The sequence below is a fragment of the Mycobacterium sp. NPDC051804 genome (genome assembly GCF_044452905.1).
Taxonomy (GTDB): domain Bacteria; phylum Actinomycetota; class Actinomycetes; order Mycobacteriales; family Mycobacteriaceae; genus Mycobacterium.
Map to the genome: position 1 here is coordinate 905,695 of NZ_JBITCD010000002.1, position 25,779 is coordinate 931,473.

Genomic DNA, 25,779 nt, shown 5'->3' on the forward strand with positions numbered 1-25,779 from the left:
GATGCAGAACGACGCTGTCGACCGTCGACTGAGCCCGCTGCCGTCGGCCGGCTACGTCTACCAAACCTCGTGGCCCGTGCCGACCGGCGACATAGGTAGTCAGCTGCAGCTGCGTCTCGACGGGGTGGCCCGCTTCATCCAGGAGGTCGGCGCCGAAAATCTGCTCGACGCAGGCGAAGCCGAAGACCATCCGCACTGGCTGGTGCAGCGCACGGTGATCGACGTCATCGAACCGATCGAATGGCCCAACGAGGTGTCGTTCAGCCGCTGGTGCTCGGCGCTGTCGACGCGGTGGTGCACCATGCGCGTCGACCTGGTCGGAAACGAAGGCGGACGCATCGAGACCGAAGGGTTCTGGATCGCGATCAACGAGCGCACCCTCACGCCGCAGCGGGTCTCCGACAGTCTCATCGAGAAGTTCGCGACCACCACCACCGAACACCGTCTCAAGTGGCGACCTTGGCTGACCAACCCCGACGCCACCGATGTCATCACCCCGTTTGCATTGCGCCGCACCGACATCGACGTGTTCGAACACGTCACCAACACCGCATACTGGCACGCCATTCACGAAGTCATGGCCGACGTACCCGACGTGTGTCGTGCCCCGTACCGCGCCGTCATCGAGTACCGCCGGCCGATTCAGTACGGCGAAGACGTCACCTTGCGATGGGCGCGCCGCGACGACGACGTGAACATCGCCATCGCCGTTGGCGAGGACATACGAGCCGCGGCGCTGTTGCGCAAGCTCGAGTAAGACCTACGGCAGCGCGCGCAGCATCGGCCGTTTCGCGCTTGCGCCCTTCAGGGCGACGAGGGTTTCCTCTGAGGGAGTCGCCGCCAGGAGCGCAACGAAGCCGTCAAGAAGTGAACTCACATGCACAGCGTAGGACGGCACCGGCATGCCGACAAGGCGCGCGCGATGGCGGTCGGCACAGGCGTGCACACACATCGAAGAGACATCATGGATGCGGTTGTCGCGCAATGGTTGCGGCACAAAGTCGATCAGTGCGCCGACTCTGTCGACGTAGCTTTGATGTGACTCCCGATGTGCATCCGGCAGCGAGGTCAGCGGATTCACCGAGTAGTCGTAGCGCAGGAGCTGCTCGAGAAATGGTAGATAGAAACAGCTTTCATCCTCGGCGAGTTCGATCAACGGTAGTTGATGCGCCTCGACGACGGCTCGCAGGTCATCGGATGGCGTGCGAGCCTCCAAGAGTTGTCGCCGACGCGTCAGATGCTCGAGACGGTTGAGCAGGATCGCCTGGATAAGACCTTCCTTGGATCCGAAGTGATACTGCACGGCCGACTTGTTCGCCATACCCGCTTCGGTGCCGATCTGGCGCAGCGGCACGCCGTCGAGACCGCGCTGTGCGAACAACCGCTCGGCGGTGAGCACGAGCTGCTGCTTTGCCGACGGCCCCACCGGTACGGGCGCGGACTTGGACATGGAATTCAGAATCCCACACTGGACGAATTAAGTCTATCGCCTTATTCTTCAGTCGTTAGACTTCGATTGAAAGCGTGGTGCAGGTGGAGGCCTATCAAGACGTGATGGTCGCCGACCCGGTGTTCGGCCCGGTGTGGGCGCGTCCTGGCCTGAGCCGACGCGACCGGCGATTCGTCACCCTGACCTGCGTGTGCGCGTCGGAGAGCGTCAGCCAGATGAACGACCACGTGTACGCGGCGCTGGCCAGCGGGGATATCACCTATGACGAACTGCTGGAGTTCGTTCTTCAGTTCGCCGTGTACTGCGGGTGGCCACGCGGGTCCGAGGCCGAAGGGGCGGTGCGGTCGCAGTTCGCCCGGCTCGCCGCCGAGCGAGGCGAAGACGTTCCACCGCGTTCGGATCTCCCGTTGGAGTCTTTGGGGCCGACGGATCACGGACGTCGCCTCGACGACGGCGAAAAGTGCTTTCTGGACGTGAACCTGCTTCCGCCACCACCGCGGGATTCGCCGTACTTTCAGGCCGGCATTCTGGCGTTCGTCTTCGGCCACCTCTGGCGGCGACCCGACCTCGGCCGCCGCGAGCGTCGGTTGATCACGGTGGCCGCGGTCGGAGTATCTGGAGCATTGGGCCCGATCTATTCGCACGTCGGGTCGGCGCTGGAGTCTGGCGACATCAGCCGTTCAGAGATGGACGAAGTCATCCTCCAGTTCTCCGCCTACGCGGGGTTCCCGAAAGGCCGTGTCCTACAGAAGGCTGCCGACGACTCGTGGCAGCGGATATCGGCGTCCAACAAAGAAGGGCAGTGAGAAGTGTCGAGATCACTTGAGGGACGCGTCGCGTTCATCACCGGGGTGGCCAGAGGTCAAGGCCGCAGCCACGCGGTGCGGCTCGCTCGCGAAGGCGCGAACATCATCGGTATCGACATCTGCGAGAACATCGCTGCGAATCACTACCCGATGGCGTCGCGCGAAGAGCTCGACGAGACAGTCGATCTCGTCGAGCAGGCCGGCGGCAAGATGCTCGGAACTGCCGCGGACGTGCGCGACTTCCACGCCGTCAAAGCCGCCGTCGATGCGGGGGTTGACCACTTCGGACGCCTCGACATCGTGCTGGCCAACGCGGGCATCTCTCCTCTGGCGTTCCGCGAATTGACCATCGAGGAGGAACTCGAACAATGGCGAGCGGTGACCGCTGTCAACCTGGACGGCGGCTATCACGCCGCCTTCGCCTGCATTCCGCACCTGATCGCGGGTAACCGTGGCGGCGCGATCGTCTTCACCAGCTCCACGGCTGGGCTAAAGGGGTTCGGCGGCGTCCAAGGTGGCGGTCTCGGTTATGCGGCGTCCAAGCACGGCGTCGTCGGTCTCATGCGCACGCTCGCCAATGGATTGGCGCCGTTGAGTATTCGCGTCAATACCGTGCATCCGACGGCGGTCAACACGATGATGGCGACTAACCCAGTCATGACGGAGTTCTTGGAGAACTACCCAGGCGGTGGCCCGCACCTGCAGAACCCGATGCCCGTCGAAATGCTCGAGCCAGAAGACATCAGCGCCGCAATCGCCTACCTGGTGTCCGACGAAGCCAAATACGTGACCGGCGTGACGTTCCCGGTCGACGCCGGCTTCTGCAATAAGCTCTGATCGTGGCGGGCAACGATGCAGCCGGACGCGCAGCCGGCAAGAAGGTGGTGGTCACCGGCGCGGCCCGCGGAATGGGACGAAGTCATGCCGTCCGACTCGCCGAAGAAGGCGCGGATCTCGTCCTGGTCGACATCTGCTCTCCTATTGACGAATTGGACTATCCGCTGTCGAGTGAGGCCGATCTGGAGGAGACCGCACGCCTGGTTCGCGAGCACGGCCGGACGGCGATCACATGCGTGGCCGACGTGCGCGACGAAGCCGCAATAAAAGCCGCGATCGACGCGGCGGCCGACGAACTGGGCGGGTTGGACGCTACCGTCGCCAATGCCGGCGTTCTCACGGTGGGCACCTGGGATGTGACAACCGCAGAACAGTGGCGCGTGGTGGTCGACGTGAACCTCATCGGAGTCTGGAACACCTGCGCCGCGGCGATCCCACACCTGATCGAACGGGGCGGCGGCAGCCTGGTGAACATCAGTTCGTCGGCGGGTGTGAAGGGCACACCACTACACGTGCCCTACACGGCGGCCAAACATGGCATCGTGGGTATGTCACGTGCGCTGGCGAATGAACTTGCTGCGCAGAGCATTCGGGTCAACACCGTTCATCCGACGGGAGTGATGACCGGGATGGCACCACCGTCGATGCATGAACAGATGACGGCACGCACCGATCTGGTACCGATCTTCCTCAACGCGCTGCCCGCCCCGCTCATCGAAGCCGTCGATGTCAGCAACGCCGTGCTGTTTCTGGTCTCCGACGAGTCGCGCTACGTCACCGGGCTCGAGTTCAAGGTCGACGCCGGAGTGTCGATCAGGTAGCCGTTTCCCTCAGAGTCCCAATGTTTTTGCGATGATGTCGCGCTGGATTTCGCTCGTCCCGCCGACGATGGTGCCGACAACGGTGTGGCGCACCATTTCCTCCATGCCCGATTCGGTCGCATACCCCATGCCGCCCATCATCTGCATGCCTTCGAGGGCAGCTTGCTTGGCCAGCTCGGTGGCCTTCAGTTTCACCATCGACGCTTCACGCGGAAGCAGCCGATCTGGTTCTTCGTCCACGCGCTGGGCTACGTCGTGAACCAATAGCCTTGTCGCTTCCAGCTCGGTGGCCAGGTCCGCCAGCCGCTGTGACAGCGCCTGGAACGTACCGATCGGCCGACCGAACTGCTTGCGCTCCTTGACATAAGCCACAGTGTCATCGAAGGCGCGTCGCGCCTGCCCTAGGGCCATGGAGCCGATGATGACGCGCTCGATGTTCAAGCCGGCGATCAACTGGGGCCATCCCTGTCCCTCAATGCCGACGAGACGCTCTTGGGGTACCACGCAGTCGGTGAAATAGACGTCGTTCACTTCGGCGCCCATCGTCTCGATGGGGTGAATCGCCAACCCCTGAGTCGATATGGGGACCGACAGCATGCTGATGCCCTGGTGCTTGTCCTCGCCTGCGGACGTACGCGCCACCACGAGAATGTGGTCAGCGACGTGCGCGTTCGAGATCCAGGTCTTCTGGCCATTGAGCCGATAGCCGTCGTCGACCTTCTCCGCGCGACATATCAGCGACGCCACATCGGACCCAGATCCGGGCTCGGACATCGCGATGGCGGTCGGTGTGCCGGCACAGATGCTCCCGAGCACTTCACGCTTGATCGGCTCGCCCGCGAACTTCAGGTAACTATGGGCAACGATGAGCGTCACCGGGAAGCTGGCGAGCGGAACGCGGCCGTACGCAAGCTCTTCGACGAAGAGGCACGCCTCGAACAGGCCGCCTCCCGAACCGCCATACTCCTGCGGGATCGATAGTCCGAGGAACCCCAATTCGGCCAGCTTCACGGCGATTTCGTGGTTGCTGGTCTTGGTTCCCTGTGCCGTCAGCGCCGAACGCTGTTCCCGCGTCCCGCACTCTTTCGCCGCGAATTCGCGCACCGTCTGCACGAGGCTTTGCTGCTCGTCGGTCAGCCGAAGACTCACCTCGGTTCCTCCCATATTCCGCGATTACGTTCATCGCCGAACGTAATTTATGATCAACGTAGCATGTAATTAGGTTCTTACTAGAATGCAATTTGTGGGCACGCTGCAACTGCCGCCGAACAAGCACCAGGAACGAAGCCTCCGCACCCGTGCACTGCTACTCGACGCGGCGATCAAGAGTCTCGCCGAGGTCGGCTACGTCAACGCATCGACTTCCGATATCGCTTCCCGCGCAGGCGTCACTCGCGGCGCGCACCTGCATCATTTCAAGACGCGGACAGAACTTTTCGCCCAAACGATCGATCACCTGAACACTCGCCAACAAGACGCCGTGCAGCGAGTGGCCGAAGCAGCGACGGACACGAGCGCGCCGGCCGAGATGATCGTCGAGCTCGTCGTGGCCGCTTTCGCCGGCGAGCTGGGCAGAGCGTCGGTGGAGCTGTTCGTGGCGATCCGCAACGACGAAGCACTGCGCCAGCACATGCTGCAGGTCCAGCGCGGGCTGACTCAGGAGCTCCTACAGGTGTGCGCAGAATTGATCGGGACGAACGCACCTGCTCAGCGCTTGGAGCCAACCTTCTGGATGACCCTCAACCTCGTGCGCGGCACGATCGTCGACGAGATGCTGGGCCGCAACGCGAGTAGGCGCAAACAGATGCTCGCTGAATGGAAGCGCTTGGCATCCGTGTCCCTTCAGGACGTGGACTCAACCCGCGACGCCGCCGTCAATCGTCATGAGTGATGCGGTCGTGTAGCTCGACGCGTCGGACAGCAGATAAAGCACCGCTCCGACGACTTCGTCGGGACGGCCTACGCGGCCCAGCGCGACGGAGCTCAGGATCCCCTGCAGCACATCAGGATTCTGCACCAGCCCCGCCGCCGCGTCGGTGTCGAAGGTGCCGCAGACAATCCCGTTGACCCGCACGCCCACCGAGGCGAATTCGCGGGCCGTCGCGCTGGTCAACGCGTTCAACCCGGCCTTGGCTGCGGCGTACACCGTGGTGAGCGGTGTCGGCATGAGCGAGGCCACCGAGCTGATGTTGATGATCGATCCGCCGCCGGTACGCCCCATCGCCGTGGCGGCCAGCGCCGTGAGACGCGTGGGCCCTTTCAGATTGACACCGATCACCTTGTCGAACAACGTCTCCGAGGTGTCGAGCAACGACGGGGCCAGCGGACTCATGCCGGCGTTGTTCACCAGACCGTCCAGCCGGCCCCACCTCGCCACCGCGTCATCGACGACGCCGTTCAACGACTCCCAGTGGCCGACATGGCAGGCCAACGGGTGAGCGTGCCCACCGCCGTCGGTGATCCGCGCCGCGAGTTCTTGGCACGCTTCGAGTTTGCGACTGGCGATGATCACCCGAGCCCCTCGCTGCGCCAGCGCCACACTCATGGCGGCACCCAGACCGCGACTTCCCCCGGTGACCAGGACAACCCGGTCGGTGACGTCGAACAACGGATCGTTCATCGGGCGAACCTCCGGGCGCGGACGAGAAGCTGATTCACCAAAGGGCCGAAGACCTCGTGAACCGGATTGCGGGAGTCCCCGCGGACGTGTGTGGCGTAAGAGCCCTCCAGCACGATGGCGAGCTTCCACGCGCTGAACACCTGATACCAGTCGAACCGTGACAGGTCGCGGCCCGTCGCCGCGGCGTAGCGATCCACCAGTTCGGCCGGTTTCTGACAGTGCTCCTGCTGAATACCGTTGGCAGAGCCGGGAGCCGCCAGCGCGATGGGGTTGCCGTCCTCGGGCCAGAAGATCATCGCCCACGCCAGGTCGATGAGAGGGTCGCCGACGGTGGTCATCTCGAAGTCCACGATGCAGGCGATTCGGGGCGGGGCGGCCGGCGCCCAGATGACGTTGTCGATCTTGTAGTCGCCGTGCATGACAGTGAGATCGGCTCGGTCGGGGATGTTCGCCTGGAGCCAGCACGCGAGTTCGTCGACGTCGTCCAGATCGCGAACCCGGTAGGAGTCCAGCTGGGTCATCCAGCGATCCACCTGGCGATCCAAAAAGCCTTCCGGGCGCGATATTTCGGCCAGCGCGGTGTTGGCCCAGTCCACGGCGTGCAGACCGGCGAGCGTGTCGACGAGTTCTTCACCGATCGACCCCTGGGTGTCCGGGTTGTCACGCAGTGCGGGCGGCAGCCCGTTTCGACGGATGACGTCGCCCTCGACGAAGGACATGACGAAGAACGGCGCCCCGAGAACGGCAGCATCTTCGCTGCGAGCCAACACTCGCGGAACCAAAACACCCTGCCCCGAAAGGGCTTCCATGATTCGAGCCTCGCGGATGACCTGATGGGCAGTCGACGACACGGCGGCGCGCGGTGCCCGACGCACCACCCACGATTCACCGGAGCGATCGACGCGGAACATCTCGCAGCTGCCGCCGCCGCGGATGGCCGTCACGGTGACGTCGACGTGTTCGCCGGTGACCTCGCCCAGCCATGCGCTGAATCGACGCACGTCGAAATCCAAGGGTGGTGCGGTCACGAGCCGGCTTCGTCGCGCCGGATGCCCTCGATGAGGTAATCGATGTGGGCGGTGAACAACTCGTCGACCTCCTCTGGGGTGACCCCTTCCGGATCGCTGCCCGCAGGCCGGCCCCGGCGTCGCGACGACGGGGCCGTCGACGAGGTGCGATCCATGGCGACGAATCCAACAGTCGCCCACGTCAGAAGGCGGCACGCACGGACGGCGCTATCCGTCGACATACCGTCGCGGCGCATGCACTTCAGCAAGGGTCGCGATGCCTCCAGATAAGCCGCCCTTCTGACTTGGACGAACAGTCGGCTGTCGGTTGCCTCGGCGAGTCGCCGACGCATCTGCTGAGTCCAGCGCCGCGCATAGTCCGGCCATCGTTCGCCGCTCTCCACGGCGGGTGCGACATCGGCGAGAAAATGGTCGGCCACAGCGTCCAGAAGCGCGTCCTTGTTCCCGATACGCGCGTACACCGGAGGCGGCGTCACGCCCAGACGGTTGGCGACGCTGCGCATGCTGACCGAGTCGAGTCCGCCTTCGCGCAGGATCTCCACCGCGGCAAGCACAATCTGCTCCGCGCTCAGATCAATTTCGCTCGCCATATCCCGCTACGAAATCTTCAACGCGATCTTGCCCACGTGCTCGCCGGCCTGCAGGACGCGAACCGCCTCACCGAGGTCGTTCCAATCGAATTCGTGGCTGATGTGTGGTCTGATCCCGTCCCGCTCGATCAACTCGCACAGCGCGGCGAAACTCAGCACGCTGCCCACGGTGATTCCGATGACGCGAATGTTGTTGAGCATCAGGTCGGCGACCGGGATCGGCGCCACATCGAAACCGGTGAGTACCCCGATCACCGCGACCGTCCCGCCCATACGGCTGGCCCGTACCGACTTGGCCAGGGTTTCCGGGCCGCCAAGGTCCACGACGAGGTCGGCACCCCGTCCGTCCGTGATCCGCTTGACCTCCGCATCCCACTCGGGATTCGACCGGTAGTTGATCAGATGCATAGCGCCCAAACGCGATCCGATCTCAAGCTTCTCGTCTGACGATGATGTCAGGATGACGGTGGCGCCGAGCGCGCGTGCGAATTGCACGGCGAACAGCGACACACCGCCAGTACCCTGGGTGACCACGACATCACCGTCACCGATACTCGCCTCTAACAACGCATTCCAAGCCGTCACGCCGGCGCAGGGCAGGGTGGCGGCCTCGATATCGCTCAGGTGGGCGGGACTGGCCACCAGCCCTGAGACTTTCGCGATCCGATACTGCTGGAACCAGCCGTCCACGGAATCACCGGGGACCTCGGCTTTCGCTTCCGGCGTCGGAGGGCCATCCAGCCAGCCGGGGTGGAAGGCGCCCATGACGCGGTCGCCCACGGCAAGCGCGGTGACGTCGGGACCTACCGCGACGATCACGCCGGCCCCGTCGGTCATCGGAATCCGCGGCCATGGTCCCCAGATCAGCCCGGCGAGGTTGACGGTGTCGTGGAAGTTGACGCTGGAAGCGTTGACTTTGACGAGTACCTCACCTTCCCTCGGAGTGCCGACGGGCCGCTCTTCGGGCACAGGTTCCGCGCCCTGCGACATCATCACCATGACCCGCTGGGTATCGGCAATGCTCATGCCACACCGGCTTCCAGCTTCAGTTGCTCCCACTTGCGTTGCGCAGCGGGGCGGCGCGATGGCAGATGCTCGGTCGGCCACCCTTCGACAGGACGGTACTGCTTGAGCACGTGGCGTGCCAGCACCGACTTGTGCAGCTCGTCGGGGCCGTCGCCGATCGATCCGAACCTGGTGGTCCGATACCACTGCTCGATCGGGAGATCGCCGGAATAGCCGAGTGCGCCGCAGACCTGGATGGCGCGGTCGAGGACTGCGAGCACCACCTTGGACACGTGCGCCTTGACCATGCCCAAGTCGGCACGGACGGCGGCGGCGCCGAGCCGGTCCATCTTCCACGCCGTCTGGAACGTCAGCAGCCTCGCGGCCTGAATCTCCATGTGCGACAGGGCAACGTAGTCCTGAACCATCTGGTGCTCGCTGAGCAGCCGGCCGTGTGACTGCCGCGATACGGCTCGCTCCCCCATGATGTCCAATGCACGTTGGGCCTGTCCGAGCCAGCGCATCGCGTGATGGATTCGCCCACCGCCGAGGCGCTGCTGAGCAAGCCGGAAGCCTTCGCCGCGCGCGCCGATCAGATGCCCCGACGGCACGCGGCAGTCGGTGAATACCACCTCGGCGTGGTTACCCCTGCGCCCGTACTCGGGGGCGGGATGAGCCATCGTGGGGATCTCGCGCACGATCTCCATGCCGGGTGTGCCGGCGGGCACGACAAAGATCGACGCATGCCGATGCGGCCGACCCGCCGGGTCGGTTTCGGCGACCACCAAGATGATGTCGGCGCACGACGCGTTGGTGGTGAACCACTTGTGCCCGTTGATCACCCAGGTGTCGCCGTCGAGGACCGCGGTCGTCGCGATGATCGTCGGGTCGGCGCCGGCCAAGAACGGTTCGGTCAACGCGAATGCGCTGGAGATCTCCCCACGCAGGTTCGGGTACAACCACCGCTGCTTCTGTTCGTCATCTGCGCCGTGGGCGAGCAACTCCATGTTGCCGCTGTCGGGCGCCTGCACGCCGAACAGCTCCATCGACACCATGCAGCGGCCGATGATCTCCGACATCAGCGCCAGTTTGAGCTGCCCTTCGCCGGTGCCACCCAGGCTCGGATCCAGGAACATGCCCCACAGCCCCTGCGCTTTCACCTGCTCCTGCAGGTGCCGCTTGACCAGCGCCCATTCGTCGGCGGGCAGCTCGGCCAGGACGGGTTCGAGCGGAATCACCTCGTCGTCGATGAAACCGCGCATCCATGCCAGCTTTTCGGCGAACTCCGGATCGGTTTCGAAGTCCCAAGCCATGGTCCACCCCACTATCGATCCGATCTTTAAATTACAGTGTAATCATGGTGTGATCTAGATTGGCAAGGACACGGACCGAGTGGGGATCAGCGATGAAGGCATGGCAGGTGCACGGGGCCGGCGAACCCGAAGACGTCATGCGGATGATCGACCGTCAACTACCCGACCCAGGACCCGGCCAGGTAAAGATCGAGGTGTCCGCCGCAGGAATCGGATTGCCGGACGTCCTGATGTGCCGCGGTACCTACCCGCTCACTCCCCAAGGGCCGTTCACGCCCGGTCAGGAACTGGCGGGCACAGTGACCGCGGTCGGCCCCGACGTCGACATCGCGATCGGTACACGGGTGCTGGGCGTCAGCGACTTCATGAACGGCAACGGCTCATTCGCCGCCGAGGCGCTCGCGTCAGCGACGACAGTCCTACCCGCCCCTGACTCCATGGATGACGCGGCGGCCGCGGGCTTCTGGATTCCCAACATGACCGCGTGGATGGGCTTGGTAGACCGTGGCCAGCTGTGGGAGGGAGAGCGGCTCGTCGTGCTCGGCGCTGCGGGCGGCACGGGCACCGCGGCGGTACAACTGGGAAAGGCGCTTGGCGCCAAGGTGATCGCAGTCGTCGGCGAAGAGTCCCGCGCAGAGTTCTGCCGGAGTTACGGCGCCGACCACGTGCTCGTCGGCAGGGACGACACTCTCGCCGACGGACGATCGCTCGCGCAGGCTCTGCGCGAGCTCACCGATGGGCAGGGGGTCGACATCGTCTTCGACCCGGTCGGCGGGGCGCAGGGCACCAGCGCGATGAGCGCGCTCGCGCGTGGCGGGAAGCATCTGGCGATCGGATTCGCCAGCGGCGCTTGGCCAACGGTCGACGTACAGATGATGACGCTCATGAACACGTCGCTTGTCGGCGTCCTCGCCGCCGGCTACTCGCAGGAACACGTCGAGGACATCCTGCAAAATTTGACGACCATGATGGAAAGCGGCGCCTTACGCGAAGCGGTGATCGAGACAGTGCCCTTCGACGAACTCCCCGCTGCATTGACGCGTGTGGCGGCGCGAAAGACGCTGGGCAAGTGCGTCGTCGATATGAAAAATTGACGCCCATAGGGTCGTCACCAGCGAGCCGGCGCCGGGGTGTCGATGGTCAGCGGCCGCTGATAGGAAAGGTCGGAGCGGTCGCGCGTTCCGACTAGATATCCCTTCTCGGTGAAGAACGACGATTGCAGGACTCTGGCATCGGCGAGGAACATTCCTTCGACCGTCGAGCGGCGAACAGTGATACGCCACCGGCCATCGCGCCTGTCCAGCCGATCGATGTACCGGCCTGTGATGAACTGGGCGCTCTTCGAGTCGTTGCCGATCAGGACGACGATCGCATAGCTCTCCGCATAGGCAGTGTCGCCGTCGATCTCGCAGGTGTGGGTGGTGATGTTGTGAGTGTGCACCCGCGATGTCTCCGCATGCGTTTCATTGGCCCACGCGCCGTACTCCGGGCCTGGGTTGACGGCGTGACCGTGTTCGTCCACACCGTCTGCGTGGTAGGCCGACGAAATCAGGTCGATGTCGTGGCGATCGCAACCGCGGGCGTGGCGCGAGATGCAATCAAGGATTTCCGTGCGATCCATCAGGTACCGCACGTCGCGCGCAAGGCAGTCCAAGTCGGTGTCGACGGTCATCGTTCTCCTGCCAGAAGAGTAGGTCACCGCAACCGGCGACACTATACGACTGTACAGCAGGCGATCGTATAGCAGAATAAAATGACGACTGGAATGGAGTGCCATGGCGACATCGGCGCGACGCGTGGGCGCGGAGACCTCGAAAACGCGCGAAAACTTGCTCGACTGCGTCGAAAAGATGATGCTCGAAGAAGGTTACGCAAGCGTCTCCTATAGAGCACTTGCCGCGAAGGCAGGTGTCACGCCGAGCCTGGTCCAGTACTACTTTCCCAATCTCGACGACATCTTCGTCGCGGCGATCAGGCGCTACTCGGACCGCAATCTGGCACTTCTGACCGAAGCGCTCGAGCGCCGTTCGGATGATCCGCTGCGCGCGGTCTGGGAATACTCGTGGGACGAGGCGACAGGTGCGCTCATCACGGAGTTCATGGCGCTCGGCAACCACCGCAAGTCCATCCGCAATGAGATCGCCGCCGTGACCGAGAGCGTGCGCACGGTCCAGTTGAACGCTCTCGTCACGAAATTCGGCAAGGATGCGCGACCGATCGGCAACCTGTCGTTGCCCGCCCTTCAGCTGCTGATGTCGGGTCTCCCTAAGTTCCTCAATCTCGAGAAGGGCATCGGCGTCAAGTCGGCGCATGCCGAGGTCACCGAGGCTTTTGAACGCTATATCGACGCCGTGGAGCCGCGACCCAAGCGAAGGGCGCCGTCCAAACGAGGGCGTTGAACCGTCAGCGCATCACATGCGCGATCTGCCGATGGGGATGTACGCCGAAAAGTTCACGGTACGAAGGTGGTTGACGGCCGCCATCGTCAGCAATTCCATACTTGACCGCCAGTTCCGCGCCGATCAGTGTCTGCCCGCTCAGCGCCATCAACTCCGGGTCGTTGTAGAGAGCCCAGATCACATGGCCGGTCAGCTCGGGCGTTTCCGCGGTCTCCAGGATGTGACCGAACTTGTCGGGATTGGTGGCGACGATCTTTCGCACGCGATCGGTGAGCAGTGAACCCATCCAGATCGATACGGCGGCGATGCCGAATTCCCTGAAATCGAAGGCCATGTCGGCCGCCATCTTGTCGGTCCCAGCCTTCGGTACTCCGTAGGCAGGGCCGAACGCGTAATGCACCGCGCCCGAGGACGACGAGAACGCCACCAGACCGCGCTGCCGCGAAAGCATCAGTGGTGCGGCGTACACCGTGGCCACGTAGCTGCTGCGCAGTCCGACTTTCAACGTATCGAGGACGGACAAGGGCTCCTCCCAGAATTTGGTCCGGCCCATCATCTCGTCACGGATGACCGCCGCGTTGTTGACCAGGATGTCCAAGCGGCCCTGTTCGTCGCTGATGCGCTCGAACAGCACTCGAACCTGTTCATCGTCGCCATGATCGACCTGTACCGCGATGCCCTGTCCGCCTGAGGCATTCACCAATCCGGCCGTCGAGTCGATGCCGCTTCGGGTCCGGCCGGTGACGTACACCGTGCAGCCGTGACTGCCCAGCGCGTGCGCGATCCCCGCACCCGCACCTCGACTGGCACCCGTCACCACAGCGATAGGGGGTGCAGACGTCATACGACCGCTCCTCCGTTGACACCGATCACCTGACCGTTGACGTAGCCGGCCCCTTCCGAGCAGAGAAACGAGCACACCGCGGCGACGTCGTCACCATCCCCCAGACGCCGAGCGGGAATGGTCTGTGTCAGAGCCTCGGTCGCCGGCAGCCTGCCATCTCGCTGCTGTTGCCGCAGCATCGGCGAGTCGATGACAAACGGCGGCACCGTATTGGCCGTAATGCCTTTGCGCGCATAGTCCAGCGCGATGGTCTTCGTCATCGCGATTACTCCCCCTTTGCTGGCGGAATAGTGCCCCTGCGCGGGAGCGCCCTGCTGGCCCGCGGCCGAGGAAATCGTGACGATACGCCCCCATCGCGCCGCGACCATGTCGGTCAGTGCTGCCCGGGCGCAGAGGAATGTGCCGGTGAGGTTCACCGCCAGATATCGGTTCCATTCATCGAGTGTGATCCTGTCGAACCGCGTGAAGCCCGCTATCGCGGCGCTGGTCACTAGGATCTCCGTGGCCCCGAATGCGGCACGCACCGCGGCGAAGGCCGATTCGACTGCGGATTCGTCGGACACGTCGACCGCGATTGATTCGGCCACACCTCCCGCGGCCCGGATCTCGGCGGCGACCGCCTCAGCGCTTTCGTGGTTCACGTCAAGCACAGCGACGCGATGTCCGTCGGCCGCGAGCTGGAGGCTGATCGACCGCCCCAGACCCGATCCGCCCCCGGTAACCACTGCTGTCCGACCCATGATCACACCCCCGCGTTTCCTGGTGCACCGTGCATGTAGAGCGTCTGACCCGAGCAGAAGCTCGACGCGTCGGACGCGAAGAACAAGACGCCATAGCCGATCTCGTCGGGTTCGCCGAGGCGACCGAGGCCGTTGGTCATCGCGATCGCCTCGGGATCCAGCCCGTAACGCGCGGCGTCGTCGGTCAGCGTCGCAGCACGTACAGCACCGACGGCGATGGAGTTGACGCGAATACCCTTCATGGCCCACGCGGCGGCCATCGCGCCGGTCAGGTTGTTCACCGCCGCCTTGGCCGCGCCGTAGGGCGCAGCTTGTGGCATGGCCAACAGGCTCGCGCCGGATGAGATGTTGACAATCGCACCCCTCCCCTGCGCCATCATCGGTTTGGCCGCCGCTTTCGAAAGATGCCATACCGCTTTGAAATTCAGTGCGAGCACGTTCTCGAAATCGTCGTCGGGCCACTTCAAGATCGACTTCGTTTCGGCGCCACCGGCGCAATTGACCAAGATGTCGAGCCTGCCGAACTCGGACATGGTCGTCTGGACCAGATCGCGGCAGGCCGCGGCGATGGTGACATCTGTCGGCACCGCCAGTGCAAAGTTACCCATCTTCCGCACCTCTTCTGCCGTCGCATGGAGCGGATCCGGGCGCCGGCCCGCAAGTACGACGTCGGCGCCGTGTTCTGCGAGGACCAGCGCGGCGGCTCGTCCAATGCCGGTGCCGCCACCAGTAATGAGTGCCACGCGGCCATCGAGTGCGAACCGGCTGCCCATTCTGCTCCTTCGTGGATTCGTGGTTGTACGGTCGTACAGCGATAGATTACTGTACGACCGTACAGCGCAGTATCGCAACCAGCCCAGGAGCCGACGTTGAACGACCTGTACTACGACCCGTGGGACTTCGACATCGACCTCGACCCCTACCCGACCTACCGACGCCTGCGGGACGAGTGTCCCGTCTACTACAACGAGCGGCACGACTTCTGGGGAGTGAGCAGATACGCCGATGTCGATGTGGCGCTGAAGGATACGATGCGGCTCAGCTCGGCCAAGGGCGACATCTTGGAGGTCGTGATGGCGGATCCCGTCATGCCTCCGGGCATCTTCATCAACGAAGATCCACCACTGCACACCATTCACCGTGCCATCGTGTCGAGAGCTTTCACCCCGAAGAAGATGCGGGCCATCGAGGACAAGATCCGTGCGTTCTGTGTCGCGTGCCTCGACCCTCTCGTCGGGGGAAACCGCTTCGACTTCGTCCAGGACCTCGGAGCCGAACTACCGATGCGCACCATCGGTATGCTCGCCGGCATCCCGGACGCCGAGCAGCCCGCGGTCCGGGCGCACGCCAACCGGGTGCTGCGCAACGACCCAGGCAAACCGATGGAGATCCAGAAGGACCATTACTTCACCGGTGAGATGTTCGGCGAATACGTCGAGTGGCGTGAGAACAACCCGTCCGACGACCTGATCACCGAACTGCTCAACGTGGAGTTCGAGGACGAGACTGGCGCCACGCGGAAGCTGACGAAGCAGGAACTCATCGTGTTCCTCGCCGTCGTCGCTGGCGCCGGGGTGGAGACGACCGGCCGTCTCTTCGGGTGGATGGGCAAGGTCCTGGGTGAGCATCCCGATCAACGAAAAGAACTCGCCGCTGACCACTCCCGGATTCCTGCCGCGATCGAGGAGCTGCTCCGGTTCGAACCGCCGGGACCGCACGTCGCGCGCTATGTGGCGGCCGAGGATGTCGCATTCCAGGGAAAGGTGATCCCTGCCGGAAGTGCCCTGCTCATGATGCTGGCCTCGGCCAACCGCGACGAACGGCACTTCGATAATCCCGACACCTTCGACATTCACCGAAAGCCCGGCGGTCACCTCACTTTCGGGCGCGGTGCGCACTTCTGTGTGGGCGCTCCCCTGGCCCGCCTCGAGGGCCGCGTTGCGCTCGAAGAGGTGCTCAAGCGGTGGCCCGATTGGGACATCGACATGACCGGGGCGGTCCGGTCACGCACCTCGACGGTGCGCGGGTGGGACAGCATGCCTGCGGTCGTCGGCTCGGCTTAGCGCTTTTGGGCCACGAGGCGTTCGACGACTCCGAGCTTGAATCGGTCGGAACGCTCAATCTCGAACGGCCGCTCGCGGAGCTTGGACAGCGGGCGGCGCAGGAAGTGCTCACTGGCCATCGGGACCGTGACGACCTCGGCCGCACGTTGGACGACACGGGCAATCCGTGACGAGCTCTCCACGTGGTCGACCAGGATGAGCCGACCGCCGGGCTTGAGCACCCGACTCATCTCGTCCAATGCGGCATCGATATCGGGAATCGCGCAGAGTCCGAACGTGCACACGACGGCGTCGTACGTCGCGTCCCCGAACGGCAGACTGTGTGCATCGCCTTGGCGCAGATCCACATCCAGCCCCAGTTCATGTGCGCGATTTCGGGCGATGTCCAGCATCTGCTCACTGAGATCGATGCCGGTCAAGCGGACACCTGGCGGGTAGGCGTGCAGGTTCAACCCCGTACCCACGGCGACCTCGAGCACGTCGCCGCCGGCTTGTGAACACGCCCAGACCCGGGAGTCTTCGAAAAGCACGCGTTCGAAGAATCTCATCTCGCGGTCGTATCCACGGGCCTTCTTGTCCCAATATCGAAGCCACCGATCGGTGTGGGCTTGTGTCTGGGTCATTTCGACAATCCCTTCCCTGCGCTGATATCGGGCTGACTGGTTTCACCCGTGACATGGGCCTTGGGTGAGATCGCGATGCGTGCGCGGCGCCGTGGCACGTTGGTGATATTGCGGACGTGACCTTGCTCGGGTTCAGCACCAGCAGGGAGCGCCAAGTTGTATCGCGTCAGGATTTCGCGCAACACTGCGGTTCCTTCCATCAAGGAGAAACCGGCACCAATGCAGCGGCGCACCCCGCCACCGAATGGCAGCCAGGTATTCGGTTCGACCTCGTTGGCCAGGAACCGTTCTGGCCTATACGTCAATGCATCAGGGAAATTCTCTGGGCGCTGGTGCGCCAGGATGATCGACGTGTTCACGACAGTGCCAGCTGGGAGTTGCCATCCACCGATGACTTGGTCTCGCGTGAGTTTGCGTGCGGTGGAGGCGATCACGGGATGCAGCCGCATGCTCTCTTTCAGAGTCGCTTCGAGATATTTGTCGTCGTGGTCGCGGGCGGCGACGGCGGCCCGCTCTTGCAGTTCGGGATGGATGGCGAGTTCGTGCAGCGTCCACGAGAGTGCTGCAGCGGTGGTTTCATGGCCCGCGAGAAGCAGGGTGACCAACTGATCGCGCAACTCTTCGTCAGTCAGCGGCGTGTCACCTGCTTCGCCGCCCACCTGCAGCAGCCGAGACAGCACATCGGTGCGCTCGTCGAGATCGGGCGCCTGACGACGTTTGCCGATCTCCGCGTACAGCAATGAGTCGACTTCGATTTGGTTGCGGCGGAAACGTTTCCACGGGCCAAGGCGATTGAGGCTCGGAAAAACCCAACCCAGCAGCACGATCGGGCTGATATCGACCATCCGATGCAGCCGCGGCGCCAATTGGTCGCGAGTGCGCCGGTCAGTGACGCCGAAGACGACGCGCATGATCACTTCGAGGGTCACCGCGTTCATTCGGTCGAGTGCGACGATTTCGCGGGATGCGCTCCAGTCGTTCACCTCTGACCGGACGATCTCGGTGACGAGTTCGCCGTACCCGCGCAGCGATGCGCCGTTGAACGCGGGCATGAGGAGGCGTCTGGCACGGGCGTGCTCCTGCTCGTCGGTCAGCAGCACCGAATGCGCACCCATCACCGGACCGAGCACCTGGTTGCCTTCACCGGCATGCAAGTCGACCGGATCGCCGGCAAAGATCTCCTTGATGTGCTCCGGACTGCTGAACACGACGACGTTGTCGGCGTAGGGCGGGACCCGAAGCGAAAAGACATCGCCATACCGACGCCTCATCGCCGGAAGCAGCCAGGCGCGGCGGCGCTGGAACAGGACACTCTGCACTGCCGCGGGCCAGCGTGGCCCGGGCGGATACGCCGGCTTCACGGGTAGCTCCTTCGACACGCTGAATCGCGTAAACGCTTGTTTCATTCAAACGTTTGTTTATCACGTATGCTGTGGTTGTGCAAGAACCGTCCGCCGACATCGGCAGCAAGGAGCGACTTCTGCGAGGTGCCCTGGCGTGCATTTCCGAACGCGGCTACGCAGCCACCACCTCGCGAGATATCGCCAGAGCTGCAAACGCCAACGTGGCATCCATCAACTACCACTTCGGCAGCAAGGACGCACTCGTCACCGAGGCGCTGGGTCAGTGCTTTGGGATGTGGAACCAACGCGTCGAGAATGCGTTTGTCGACGCCGCCGGCCTTTCCCCCCGCAAGCAGCTCGAAGCGATCGTCAGCGCGGCCGTCGACTCGTTCGCCGAGTTGCGATCCTCAGTGCATGCCTGCGTCGAAACATATGCTCCTGCTTTGCGATCCGACGAGCTACGCCAACGGATGGCGATGGGTTATGCGAACGTGCGCGAGTCCGCAGTGCGGCTTGCGACCAAAGCGATGCAGGACGGCGGCGTGGAGGTACCCGACAACCTGGCCGCGGTCACGTCTGTTCTCATGGCCGTGTGCGACGGCCTGATGCTCCAGTGGATCGCCGACCCCGATGCCCCACCGAACGCCGCCGACACGCTCGACGCTCTCCGCGTCATCGGAGCGCTCGCATCGTAAGACTGGGGGTTCCCAACAGGCTATTCAATAACTATATTGAATAGGTGACTATCGCCCCCGAGGCCAAACGGGACTTCAAAGACCGCCTCTATTCGGAGTTCGCCCGGATCGGGAAGGCGCTGGCGAGCCCGCACCGCCTCGAGATGCTCGAAGTCTTGGCCCAGGGAGAGCGCACCGTTGAATCACTGGCAAACGAAACCGGACTTTCAATAGCGAACGCGTCCCGGCATCTCCAACTGCTGCGGCAGGCACAACTGGTGCTCGGCCGCCGAGAAGGACTGTTCGTTCACTACCGCGTGGCAGGCCCCGAAGTGGTGAGCTTGATGCTGACCCTGCGGGCTGCCGCCGAGGAACATCTCGCCGAGGTCGACCGCGTGGTGAACGATTACCTCGGCGAGCGCAGCAGCTTCGAGGCGGTGACGCCCGACGAGTTGGCGCGGCGCATGACCAACGACGAAGTCGTAGTGCTCGACGTGCGGCCGGAGCAGGAGTTCGCGGCCGGGCATATCGCCGGCGCGCGATCGATCCCCGTGAGCGATCTACCGGCACGTCTCACCGAACTCCCCCGTGAGAAGGCTTTCGTGGCGTACTGCCGCGGACCCTATTGCGTCTACGCCGACGAAGCAGTCGAAGTGCTACGCGCGAACGGGCTCAAGGCGCACCGCCTCACCGAGGGCTACCCAGAGTGGTGGCTGTCGGGGCGCCCGGTGCGCGCAGAGAAGTAATCAGTCAGGTACGAGGAGGTTCCCAATGAAGCGCTTACTCACCATCGGCTATGGCGCCGTGTGCTACGTCGCCTTTCTCGCGTCATTCCTCTACGCAATTGGCTTTGTCGGCAACCTCGTCGTGCCACGCAGCATCGACCGCGCCGTCGACGCACCGATCACGGAAGCCATCCTGGTGAATGTGCTCCTGCTCGGCGTATTCGCTATCCAGCACAGTGTCATGGCTCGGCCGGTGTTCAAGCGGTGGTGGATTCGCCTTATACCGAAGACAATTGAGCGCAGCACCTACGTACTGCTCTCGAGCCTGGCACTGTTTCTGCTGTACTGGCAGTGGCGAACGATGCCCGCGATTGTCTGGGACGTGACATGGGCACCTGGCGCCGTCGCACTGTGGACCTTGTTCGCGCTGGGATGGATCGTCGTCCTGTTGTCGACGTTCATGATCAGTCACTTCGACCTGTTCGGGCTGAGGCAGGTGTACCTCGCGTGGCGTGGACAGCCATACACAGATCTGCCATTCCGGGAGTCGCTGTTGTACCGAATCGTGCGGCATCCACTCATGTTGGGATTCATCGTCGCGTTCTGGGCCACTCCCACAATGACTGCAGGCCATCTCCTCTTCGCGGTGGCGACCACGGCGTACATCCTCATCGCAGTGCAACTCGAGGAGCGCGACCTCGTCGCGGCCATCGGCGAACGGTATCTCGCCTACCGAAGGCGGGTGCCGATGCTCGTTCCGCTGATGCGTCACCACCGCCACCACGGACCGATGTCCTCCATGACAACGCGATCGGCTTAAGCCCAAGGACCACAATGACGAATGTTGAGCTTGTCTCCCTTGTCGACGAGGGGTTGGGAAATTCTGCGTACATTGTCGATCTCGGCGACGGGCGTGCCCTCGCGGTCGACGTCAGCCGCGATCTGCGCGCGGTGTATGAAGTCACCGCCAAGCGGGGATTGACCGTCGCATTCGCCGCGGATACCCACCTGCATGCCGATTTCCTTTCCGGTGCTACTCAGCTCGCGGCGGACCAGGGCTCAACGGTCCTGGCGTCAGCCGCCGGCTATCGGCAGTTCACCCACACCGGCTTGCACGACGGTGACGAGGTCGACCTAGGCGGTCTGCGTCTGCGAGCGCTGCTGACACCCGGGCACACGCACGAACACCTGGCATTCGTATTACTCGACGGAGAACGCGAACTCGGTGTGTTCACCGGCGGATCGCTCATCGTCGGTTCAGCCGCCCGCACCGACCTCGTCTCGGAAGAGCGCACCGAAGAACTGGCCCGCGCTCAGTACGCGTCACTGCATCGATTGGCGACCATGCCCGGGTACGTGCGCGTTTGGCCAACCCACGGAGCCGGATCATTCTGTTCTGCACCGCCGGGCGCTGAGCGCACCAGTACCATCGCCACCGAGCTGGCAACCAATCCGCTGCTGCGCGCGCCGGACGAAAAGTCATTCGTGACACAGCTTCTCGAATCGCTCGGCAGCTATCCGCCCTATTTTCGGCGACTCGGCGAACTGAACCGTGTCGGTCCACCCGTGTTGGCCGGCGAACCGGCTTTACGCAAGTTGAGTCCTGCCGATGTGGGCAGGGCGGTCGACAGCGATGCCGCCGTCGTCATCGATACTCGACCGATCGATAAGTTCGCGATGGGACACATCCCTGGCGCAGTCTCCATACCGTTACGACCAGTATTCGCCAGTTGGCTCGGATGGCTCGCGCCCATCGAACAGCCTCTGATCATCGTCCGTGACATGGGACAAGATCCCGCCGAAATAGTTTGGCAGGCAGTGAAAATTGGCTACGACAATATCGCCGGCGAGCTCGATGGCGGAATGACGTCCTGGCAGTCGGCCGGTAACAACGAGGCCCGAATTGCTTTGTTGAAGGCCAGTGAAGTTGACGGCCGACGTGTCCTGGACATCCGGCAACGCCCGGAGTACCTGGACGGACACATACCTGGAGCCATGCACGTCGAACTCGGTGATGTTCCGCAGCGGGCGAGCGAGATACCGAACGAGCCCACGGTGGTCATGTGTGGACATGGTGAGCGCGCGATGGGCGCCGCCAGTCTGCTGAAGGCCGCCGGACACCGTGACGTCGTCGTGCTCGACGGTGGCCCACAGGATTGGGTGGACGCCACCGACGGCACCCTTGAAACTGGCGCATGACGGAAACGCAACCACGACTCGGACTGCGTCCGAACCTCTTTCAGTTCATACTGCTTGTTGTCGTCAATGCGCTCGTCGGAGGCATGGTCGGCCAGGAACAAGCGGTCCTGCCACTACTGGCGAAGCAACATTTTCAGCTGAGCGGCTATACATTCTTGTTCACCTACGTGCTTGCCTTCGGAATTACCAAGGCGGCCACGAACTATTTTGCCGGCACCTGGGCGGACCGATTCGGACGGAAACCGGTCCTGATCGTCGGCTGGCTCTTTGCGATCCCGGTACCCCTGCTGTTGATGTGGGCGCCCTCATGGGAGTGGGTCATCGCCGCCAATGTGCTGCTCGGCATCAACCAGGGTTTGACCTGGTCGACCACAGTGGTGATGAAGATCGACCTCGTGGGTCCCCGGCAGCGCGGTCTGGCAATGGGATTCAATGAAGCAGCAGGCTATTGTGCCGTCGCGTTGACCGCTCTCTTGGCCGGATATCTCGCCGCTCACCACGGATTGCGCCCTGCTCCATTCTTCGTGGGCCTTGCATATGCAGTGATAGGTCTCGGTATCAGCGCGCTGTTCGTTCGCGAGACCCGCGGCCATGCCCACCTCGAAGCGGCCAGCCATGCCGACGATGCGAGTCAACCCCATCTGTCGGACCGGGAAATATTCGTGCGCACCAGCTTCCGCGATCCTGCACTATCGTCAGCAAGCCAGGCAGGATTGGTCAACAACCTCAACTTCGGTCTGTCGTGGGGGTTGTTTCCCCTCCTGTTCGCAAGCACCGGTATGTCGGTGGCGCGCGTCGGAGTCCTCGTCGCTGTCTATCCGGCGGTCTGGGGGCTGGGGCAAATTGCGACCGGCGCGATGTCGGATCGGTGGGGACGCAAACATCTCATCACATTTGGAATGCTTACCCAGGCCGCCGGACTTGCCCTGATCGCAGCGGTCGACACTTTCGCGTGGTGGATCGTGGCGAGTGCCTTGCTCGGGTTAGGCACCGCAATGGTCTATCCCACACTGCTGGCAGCTATCGGTGACGTCGCGCATCCCTTGTGGCGCGGCCGCGCTGTTGGGGTTTATCGACTTTGGCGGGATGGTGGCTATGCCGTCGGCGCGATTGTCGGCGGAGTGGCGGCAGACCTGTGGGGCCTGCGCGCGGCAGTGTGGGTTGCGGTCGCCATCACCGTCATGTCCGGACTCGCGGTGGCATTCCGGATGCCAGAGACACATCGGCGTGTCGAACTGAGCGCGACGCCGTGACACGGGCACCGGCCGAGCCGACAGATATCGCTGCCATCCAGCGACGCACGCTGCGAATACTTGTTGTTGCTCAAATCTTCAGCGGCGCAGGACTCGCAGCCGGTGTCACCGTCGGAGCACTGCTGGCTCAGGACATGCTCGGATCGACCGGTTTGGCCGGATTGCCGAGCGCGTTGTTCACCGTCGGGTCTGCTGCCGCAGCGGTCGGTGTGGGATGGCTGTCACAACGTCGTGGGCGCCGTCCCGGCCTCAGCGCCGGCTACGCAGTGGGTGCACTTGGCAGCCTGGGCGTGGTGGCAGCCGCCGTGATGGACAACATCCCCCTGCTGTTCATGTCGCTGCTGATCTACGGCGCGGGCACCGCGACAAATCTGCAGGCTCGCTACGCCGGCGCCGACCTCGCGCGGACCGAGCACAGCGCCCGCGCGATCAGCACCGTGCTGGTAGCCACGACTGTTGGCGCCGTGCTCGGACCAAATTTGGTCGGCGTACTCGGCGACTTCGCGGACGCGATCGGCATCCCGCGGCTCGCGGGACCGTTTCTGCTTGCTGCAGCAGCGTACGGTGTTGCGGGCATGGTTATTTGGATCTTGCTGCGGCCCGATCCATTGATGATCGCTGTTGGCTTCACGGATGACGATGCCAGCGAGGAGTCCGACACCGTCGATGCCGCGGCCCGCCAAACCTGGAACGTCGCCGTCGTGGCGGGCGCCTCGGTGATGGTGCTGACTCAACTCGTCATGGTGGCAATCATGACCATGACGCCGGTACACATGCTGGGCCACCACCACAGCGTGGACGCCGCTGGCCTCGTCATCTCGATTCACATTGCCTCGATGTATCTTCCGTCGCCGCTGTCGGGCGCGCTCGTCGACCGCTACGGAACCGCCAAGGTCGGCATCCTCGCGGCGGTGGTACTTGCGGCCGCAGGCGTCACGGCCAGTCTGACGCCCGCGGCCTCAATCCTCGGGCTCGCCGTCGCACTGGCTCTGCTCGGGTTCGGCTGGAGCCTCGGATTGGTGGCCGGCACCACCACAATCACCGACCACACTCCCCTAGCTACGCGCGCGAAAACCCAAGGGACAGCTGACCTGTTCATCGCGATCGCCGGCACGGCCGGCGGACTCCTCTCAGGAGTAGTCGTCGCGCTCGCCAGCTTCAGCGTGCTCGCAATCGCGGGCGCCGCGCTTGCCGCGGTGATCGTTCCGGCGCTAGTTCTGACTAGCCGTCAGACGTAGCGGTTGCGGCCGGCCAGCGCGCCCATCGTCATCTGCAGCAGGTAGATCACCAGGACGAAGATCCACGGCACGGTCCAACCATGGGTCACGTCGTGAAGAAGGCCGAAGAGGAACGGGCCGATGCCGGCCAGTAGATAACCGAAGCCCTGCGCCATTCCCGACAACTGCGCGGTGTCCTCGGTGGTGCGGGCACGCAGCGCAATCACGGTGAGCGCCAACGAGAAAACGCTCAACCCCAAGCCGACGAGCACGCTCCATAGCAGCGGTGCGGCAGCCGGATCGACCAGCAGGCCCACGACCCCGGCAAGACCGATGACACCCAGCGCGATGATCCAGCCGCTTTGACTACCGGAGCGAGCCGCCAACGGCGCGAGGAAGATGCTGATCGGTACGGCGATCAGCGACATCAAACCGACCAGCATTCCGGCGGTGGACTTGCTCACCCCGCTGTCGATGAACACCTCCGGCAGCCAGCCCAACATGATGTAGGCCAGCGTGGCCTGGAAGCCGAAGAACAGAGTCACCTGCCACGCCAAGCGATTTCGTAACAGTGAGCCGCCGGTCGGGACGGCAGGCAACTCGACCGCGCGGACTCGCCGCGCGCCGACGATCCATGCGACGAGTGCCAGCACCGCGAGGACCGCCCAAGCGCCGAGCGCGTCACGCCAGTCGCCGAACGCCGACTCCATCGGCGGGGTTAGCGCGGATCCCATGGCGCCGCCACCTTGAAGCGCTGCGGTGTAGATGCCAGTCATCACCCCGATCTGCGCGGGGAACGACCCCTTGATGACCACCGGGATCAACACGTTGATCAATGCGATGCCGCCGGTGGCGACGATCGTGCCGCCGACGACGACAAGTGGCCCGTCAAGCACGCGCAACAGGAGTCCGACGACCAGCGTCACCAACGCGGCACTGATCGCGTGCTGGAGTCCGATCCGGCGGGCGAGCCACGGCGCCGTCAGACCCGCCGCGGCAAAGCACAGTCCAGGCAGTGTGGTCAGCACGCCGGCCCAGGTGGCCGAAGCGCCGAGCGACTCGCGCATCGCACCGAGGAGCGGCCCCACGCTGGTGAGCGCGGGCCGCAGATTCAGCGCCGTGAGGACTACCGCGACGATCAGCAGGCCGCCGCCGACTATCCGGACGGCGGGACTGATCTCGGACTCGACACGCCGCTCGTCGACGCGCTCATCGAGTTCCACGCAGAT

28 protein-coding genes are annotated in these 25,779 nt (G+C 63.9%); 14 read left to right on the forward strand and 14 right to left on the reverse strand.

From position 1 onward, the window contains the following. Position 1: 1 nt before the first annotated feature. Positions 2-757 carry an acyl-[acyl-carrier-protein] thioesterase gene (locus ACIA48_RS10070; RefSeq protein ID WP_396730259.1) on the forward strand — a complete coding sequence of 252 codons (756 nt, stop codon included), beginning with the start codon at positions 2-4 and terminating at the stop codon, positions 755-757. Between the two features lie 3 nt (positions 758-760). Here the strand turns inward: ACIA48_RS10070 and ACIA48_RS10075 are convergent, their stop codons facing one another. Then, complete coding sequence (locus tag ACIA48_RS10075; protein WP_396730261.1) at positions 761-1,450, reverse strand: TetR/AcrR family transcriptional regulator; 690 nt, start codon at positions 1,448-1,450, stop codon at positions 761-763. Between the two features lie 104 nt (positions 1,451-1,554). On the opposite strand from ACIA48_RS10075, the gene ACIA48_RS10080 reads away from it, so the two are divergent. Genes ACIA48_RS10080 through ACIA48_RS10090 form a run of 3 tightly spaced genes read left to right on the forward strand, consistent with a single transcriptional unit; the run spans position 1,555 to position 3,914 of the window. Then, entirely contained in the window at positions 1,555-2,256 is a 702-nt protein-coding gene (locus tag ACIA48_RS10080) for a carboxymuconolactone decarboxylase family protein (protein ID WP_396730760.1), read from the forward strand. Positions 2,257-2,259: 3 nt separating this feature from the next. Then, the gene (locus ACIA48_RS10085) at positions 2,260-3,093 is read left to right on the forward strand and encodes a mycofactocin-coupled SDR family oxidoreductase (protein ID WP_396730263.1); all 834 of its coding nucleotides are present in this window, start codon (positions 2,260-2,262) and stop codon (positions 3,091-3,093) included. A 2-nt stretch (positions 3,094-3,095) separates the two neighbouring features. After that, the gene (locus tag ACIA48_RS10090) at positions 3,096-3,914 is read left to right on the forward strand and encodes a mycofactocin-coupled SDR family oxidoreductase (RefSeq protein ID WP_396730265.1); all 819 of its coding nucleotides are present in this window, start codon (positions 3,096-3,098) and stop codon (positions 3,912-3,914) included. Positions 3,915-3,923: 9 nt separating this feature from the next. On the opposite strand, the gene ACIA48_RS10095 is transcribed toward ACIA48_RS10090, so the two are convergent. Continuing rightward, a complete protein-coding gene (locus ACIA48_RS10095; protein ID WP_396730266.1) occupies positions 3,924-5,063 on the reverse strand; it encodes an acyl-CoA dehydrogenase family protein in 1,140 nt (379 codons plus the stop codon). A gap of 94 nt (positions 5,064-5,157) precedes the next feature. Here ACIA48_RS10095 and ACIA48_RS10100 point away from each other — a divergent pair, with 94 nt between their 5' ends. After that, complete coding sequence (locus ACIA48_RS10100; RefSeq protein WP_396730268.1) at positions 5,158-5,805, forward strand: TetR/AcrR family transcriptional regulator; 648 nt, start codon at positions 5,158-5,160, stop codon at positions 5,803-5,805. On the opposite strand, the gene ACIA48_RS10105 is transcribed toward ACIA48_RS10100, so the two are convergent. Genes ACIA48_RS10105 through ACIA48_RS10125 form a run of 5 tightly spaced genes read right to left on the reverse strand, consistent with a single transcriptional unit; the run spans position 5,770 to position 10,470 of the window. Further along, on the reverse strand, positions 5,770-6,534 hold the full coding sequence (locus ACIA48_RS10105) for an SDR family NAD(P)-dependent oxidoreductase (RefSeq protein ID WP_396730270.1): 765 nt from the start codon (positions 6,532-6,534) through the stop codon (positions 5,770-5,772). The genes ACIA48_RS10100 and ACIA48_RS10105 overlap by 36 nt on opposite strands. Beyond that, entirely contained in the window at positions 6,531-7,562 is a 1,032-nt protein-coding gene (locus ACIA48_RS10110; RefSeq protein WP_396730272.1) for a phosphotransferase family protein, read from the reverse strand. The genes ACIA48_RS10105 and ACIA48_RS10110 overlap by 4 nt, the downstream gene beginning before the upstream one ends. Then, entirely contained in the window at positions 7,559-8,152 is a 594-nt protein-coding gene (locus tag ACIA48_RS10115) for a TetR family transcriptional regulator (protein WP_396730274.1), read from the reverse strand. The genes ACIA48_RS10110 and ACIA48_RS10115 overlap by 4 nt, the downstream gene beginning before the upstream one ends. A 6-nt stretch (positions 8,153-8,158) precedes the next feature. Then, complete coding sequence (locus tag ACIA48_RS10120) at positions 8,159-9,178, reverse strand: NAD(P)-dependent alcohol dehydrogenase (protein WP_396730276.1); 1,020 nt, start codon at positions 9,176-9,178, stop codon at positions 8,159-8,161. Further along, positions 9,175-10,470, reverse strand: a complete 1,296-nt coding sequence (locus tag ACIA48_RS10125) for an acyl-CoA dehydrogenase family protein (RefSeq protein WP_396730278.1) — start codon at positions 10,468-10,470, stop codon at positions 9,175-9,177. The genes ACIA48_RS10120 and ACIA48_RS10125 overlap by 4 nt, the downstream gene beginning before the upstream one ends. Before the next feature lie 92 nt (positions 10,471-10,562). On the opposite strand from ACIA48_RS10125, the gene ACIA48_RS10130 reads away from it, so the two are divergent. Next, positions 10,563-11,564 carry an NADPH:quinone oxidoreductase family protein gene (locus ACIA48_RS10130; RefSeq protein WP_396730280.1) on the forward strand — a complete coding sequence of 334 codons (1,002 nt, stop codon included), beginning with the start codon at positions 10,563-10,565 and terminating at the stop codon, positions 11,562-11,564. 14 nt (positions 11,565-11,578) lie between these two features. Here ACIA48_RS10130 and ACIA48_RS10135 read toward each other — a convergent pair whose 3' ends face one another. Then, on the reverse strand, positions 11,579-12,142 hold the full coding sequence (locus ACIA48_RS10135) for a nuclear transport factor 2 family protein (protein ID WP_396730282.1): 564 nt from the start codon (positions 12,140-12,142) through the stop codon (positions 11,579-11,581). A 103-nt stretch (positions 12,143-12,245) separates the two neighbouring features. On the opposite strand from ACIA48_RS10135, the gene ACIA48_RS10140 reads away from it, so the two are divergent. Further along, positions 12,246-12,869, forward strand: coding sequence for a TetR/AcrR family transcriptional regulator (locus ACIA48_RS10140; RefSeq protein WP_396730283.1), 624 nt, complete (start codon positions 12,246-12,248; stop codon positions 12,867-12,869). Positions 12,870-12,873: 4 nt separating this feature from the next. On the opposite strand, the gene ACIA48_RS10145 is transcribed toward ACIA48_RS10140, so the two are convergent. Genes ACIA48_RS10145 through ACIA48_RS10155 form a run of 3 tightly spaced genes read right to left on the reverse strand, consistent with a single transcriptional unit; the run spans position 12,874 to position 15,226 of the window. Beyond that, positions 12,874-13,713 (reverse strand): SDR family NAD(P)-dependent oxidoreductase, encoded by an 840-nt coding sequence (locus ACIA48_RS10145; RefSeq protein ID WP_396730285.1) that lies wholly within the window; start codon positions 13,711-13,713, stop codon positions 12,874-12,876. Beyond that, positions 13,710-14,453: an SDR family oxidoreductase gene (locus ACIA48_RS10150; protein ID WP_396730287.1), complete on the reverse strand. Its 744-nt coding sequence runs from the start codon at positions 14,451-14,453 to the stop codon at positions 13,710-13,712. The genes ACIA48_RS10145 and ACIA48_RS10150 overlap by 4 nt, the downstream gene beginning before the upstream one ends. Positions 14,454-14,455: 2 nt before the next feature. Beyond that, complete coding sequence (locus ACIA48_RS10155) at positions 14,456-15,226, reverse strand: SDR family NAD(P)-dependent oxidoreductase (protein WP_396730289.1); 771 nt, start codon at positions 15,224-15,226, stop codon at positions 14,456-14,458. Between the two features lie 96 nt (positions 15,227-15,322). On the opposite strand from ACIA48_RS10155, the gene ACIA48_RS10160 reads away from it, so the two are divergent. Further along, positions 15,323-16,516: a cytochrome P450 gene (locus ACIA48_RS10160; RefSeq protein ID WP_396730291.1), complete on the forward strand. Its 1,194-nt coding sequence runs from the start codon at positions 15,323-15,325 to the stop codon at positions 16,514-16,516. On the opposite strand, the gene ACIA48_RS10165 is transcribed toward ACIA48_RS10160, so the two are convergent. Together ACIA48_RS10165 and ACIA48_RS10170 are read right to left on the reverse strand one after the other, a co-directional pair. After that, positions 16,513-17,139 (reverse strand): class I SAM-dependent methyltransferase, encoded by a 627-nt coding sequence (locus ACIA48_RS10165; RefSeq protein ID WP_396730293.1) that lies wholly within the window; start codon positions 17,137-17,139, stop codon positions 16,513-16,515. The genes ACIA48_RS10160 and ACIA48_RS10165 overlap by 4 nt on opposite strands. Beyond that, complete coding sequence (locus ACIA48_RS10170; protein ID WP_396730295.1) at positions 17,136-18,500, reverse strand: cytochrome P450; 1,365 nt, start codon at positions 18,498-18,500, stop codon at positions 17,136-17,138. The genes ACIA48_RS10165 and ACIA48_RS10170 overlap by 4 nt, the downstream gene beginning before the upstream one ends. Before the next feature lie 77 nt (positions 18,501-18,577). Between ACIA48_RS10170 and ACIA48_RS10175 the strand changes: the two genes are divergently transcribed. From ACIA48_RS10175 to ACIA48_RS10200, 6 genes are read left to right on the forward strand one after another with little or no spacing between them, the layout of a single operon-like run. Next, positions 18,578-19,177, forward strand: coding sequence for a TetR/AcrR family transcriptional regulator (locus tag ACIA48_RS10175; RefSeq protein WP_396730297.1), 600 nt, complete (start codon positions 18,578-18,580; stop codon positions 19,175-19,177). A 44-nt stretch (positions 19,178-19,221) separates the two neighbouring features. Continuing rightward, on the forward strand, positions 19,222-19,902 hold the full coding sequence (locus ACIA48_RS10180; RefSeq protein ID WP_396730299.1) for a metalloregulator ArsR/SmtB family transcription factor: 681 nt from the start codon (positions 19,222-19,224) through the stop codon (positions 19,900-19,902). A 25-nt stretch (positions 19,903-19,927) separates the two neighbouring features. After that, a complete protein-coding gene (gene mddA / locus ACIA48_RS10185) occupies positions 19,928-20,701 on the forward strand; it encodes a methanethiol S-methyltransferase (RefSeq protein ID WP_396730301.1) in 774 nt (257 codons plus the stop codon). Positions 20,702-20,715: 14 nt separating this feature from the next. Then, positions 20,716-22,080 carry a rhodanese-like domain-containing protein gene (locus tag ACIA48_RS10190; protein ID WP_396730303.1) on the forward strand — a complete coding sequence of 455 codons (1,365 nt, stop codon included), beginning with the start codon at positions 20,716-20,718 and terminating at the stop codon, positions 22,078-22,080. Beyond that, entirely contained in the window at positions 22,077-23,333 is a 1,257-nt protein-coding gene (locus ACIA48_RS10195; protein ID WP_396730305.1) for an MFS transporter, read from the forward strand. The genes ACIA48_RS10190 and ACIA48_RS10195 overlap by 4 nt, the downstream gene beginning before the upstream one ends. Then, positions 23,330-24,571: an MFS transporter gene (locus tag ACIA48_RS10200; protein WP_396730307.1), complete on the forward strand. Its 1,242-nt coding sequence runs from the start codon at positions 23,330-23,332 to the stop codon at positions 24,569-24,571. Before ACIA48_RS10195 ends, ACIA48_RS10200 begins: the two co-directional genes overlap by 4 nt. Here the strand turns inward: ACIA48_RS10200 and ACIA48_RS10205 are convergent. Beyond that, a complete protein-coding gene (locus tag ACIA48_RS10205; protein ID WP_396730762.1) occupies positions 24,562-25,773 on the reverse strand; it encodes a CynX/NimT family MFS transporter in 1,212 nt (403 codons plus the stop codon). The two genes, ACIA48_RS10200 and ACIA48_RS10205, sit on opposite strands and share 10 nt — an antisense overlap. Between the last annotated feature and the right edge of the window lie 6 nt (positions 25,774-25,779).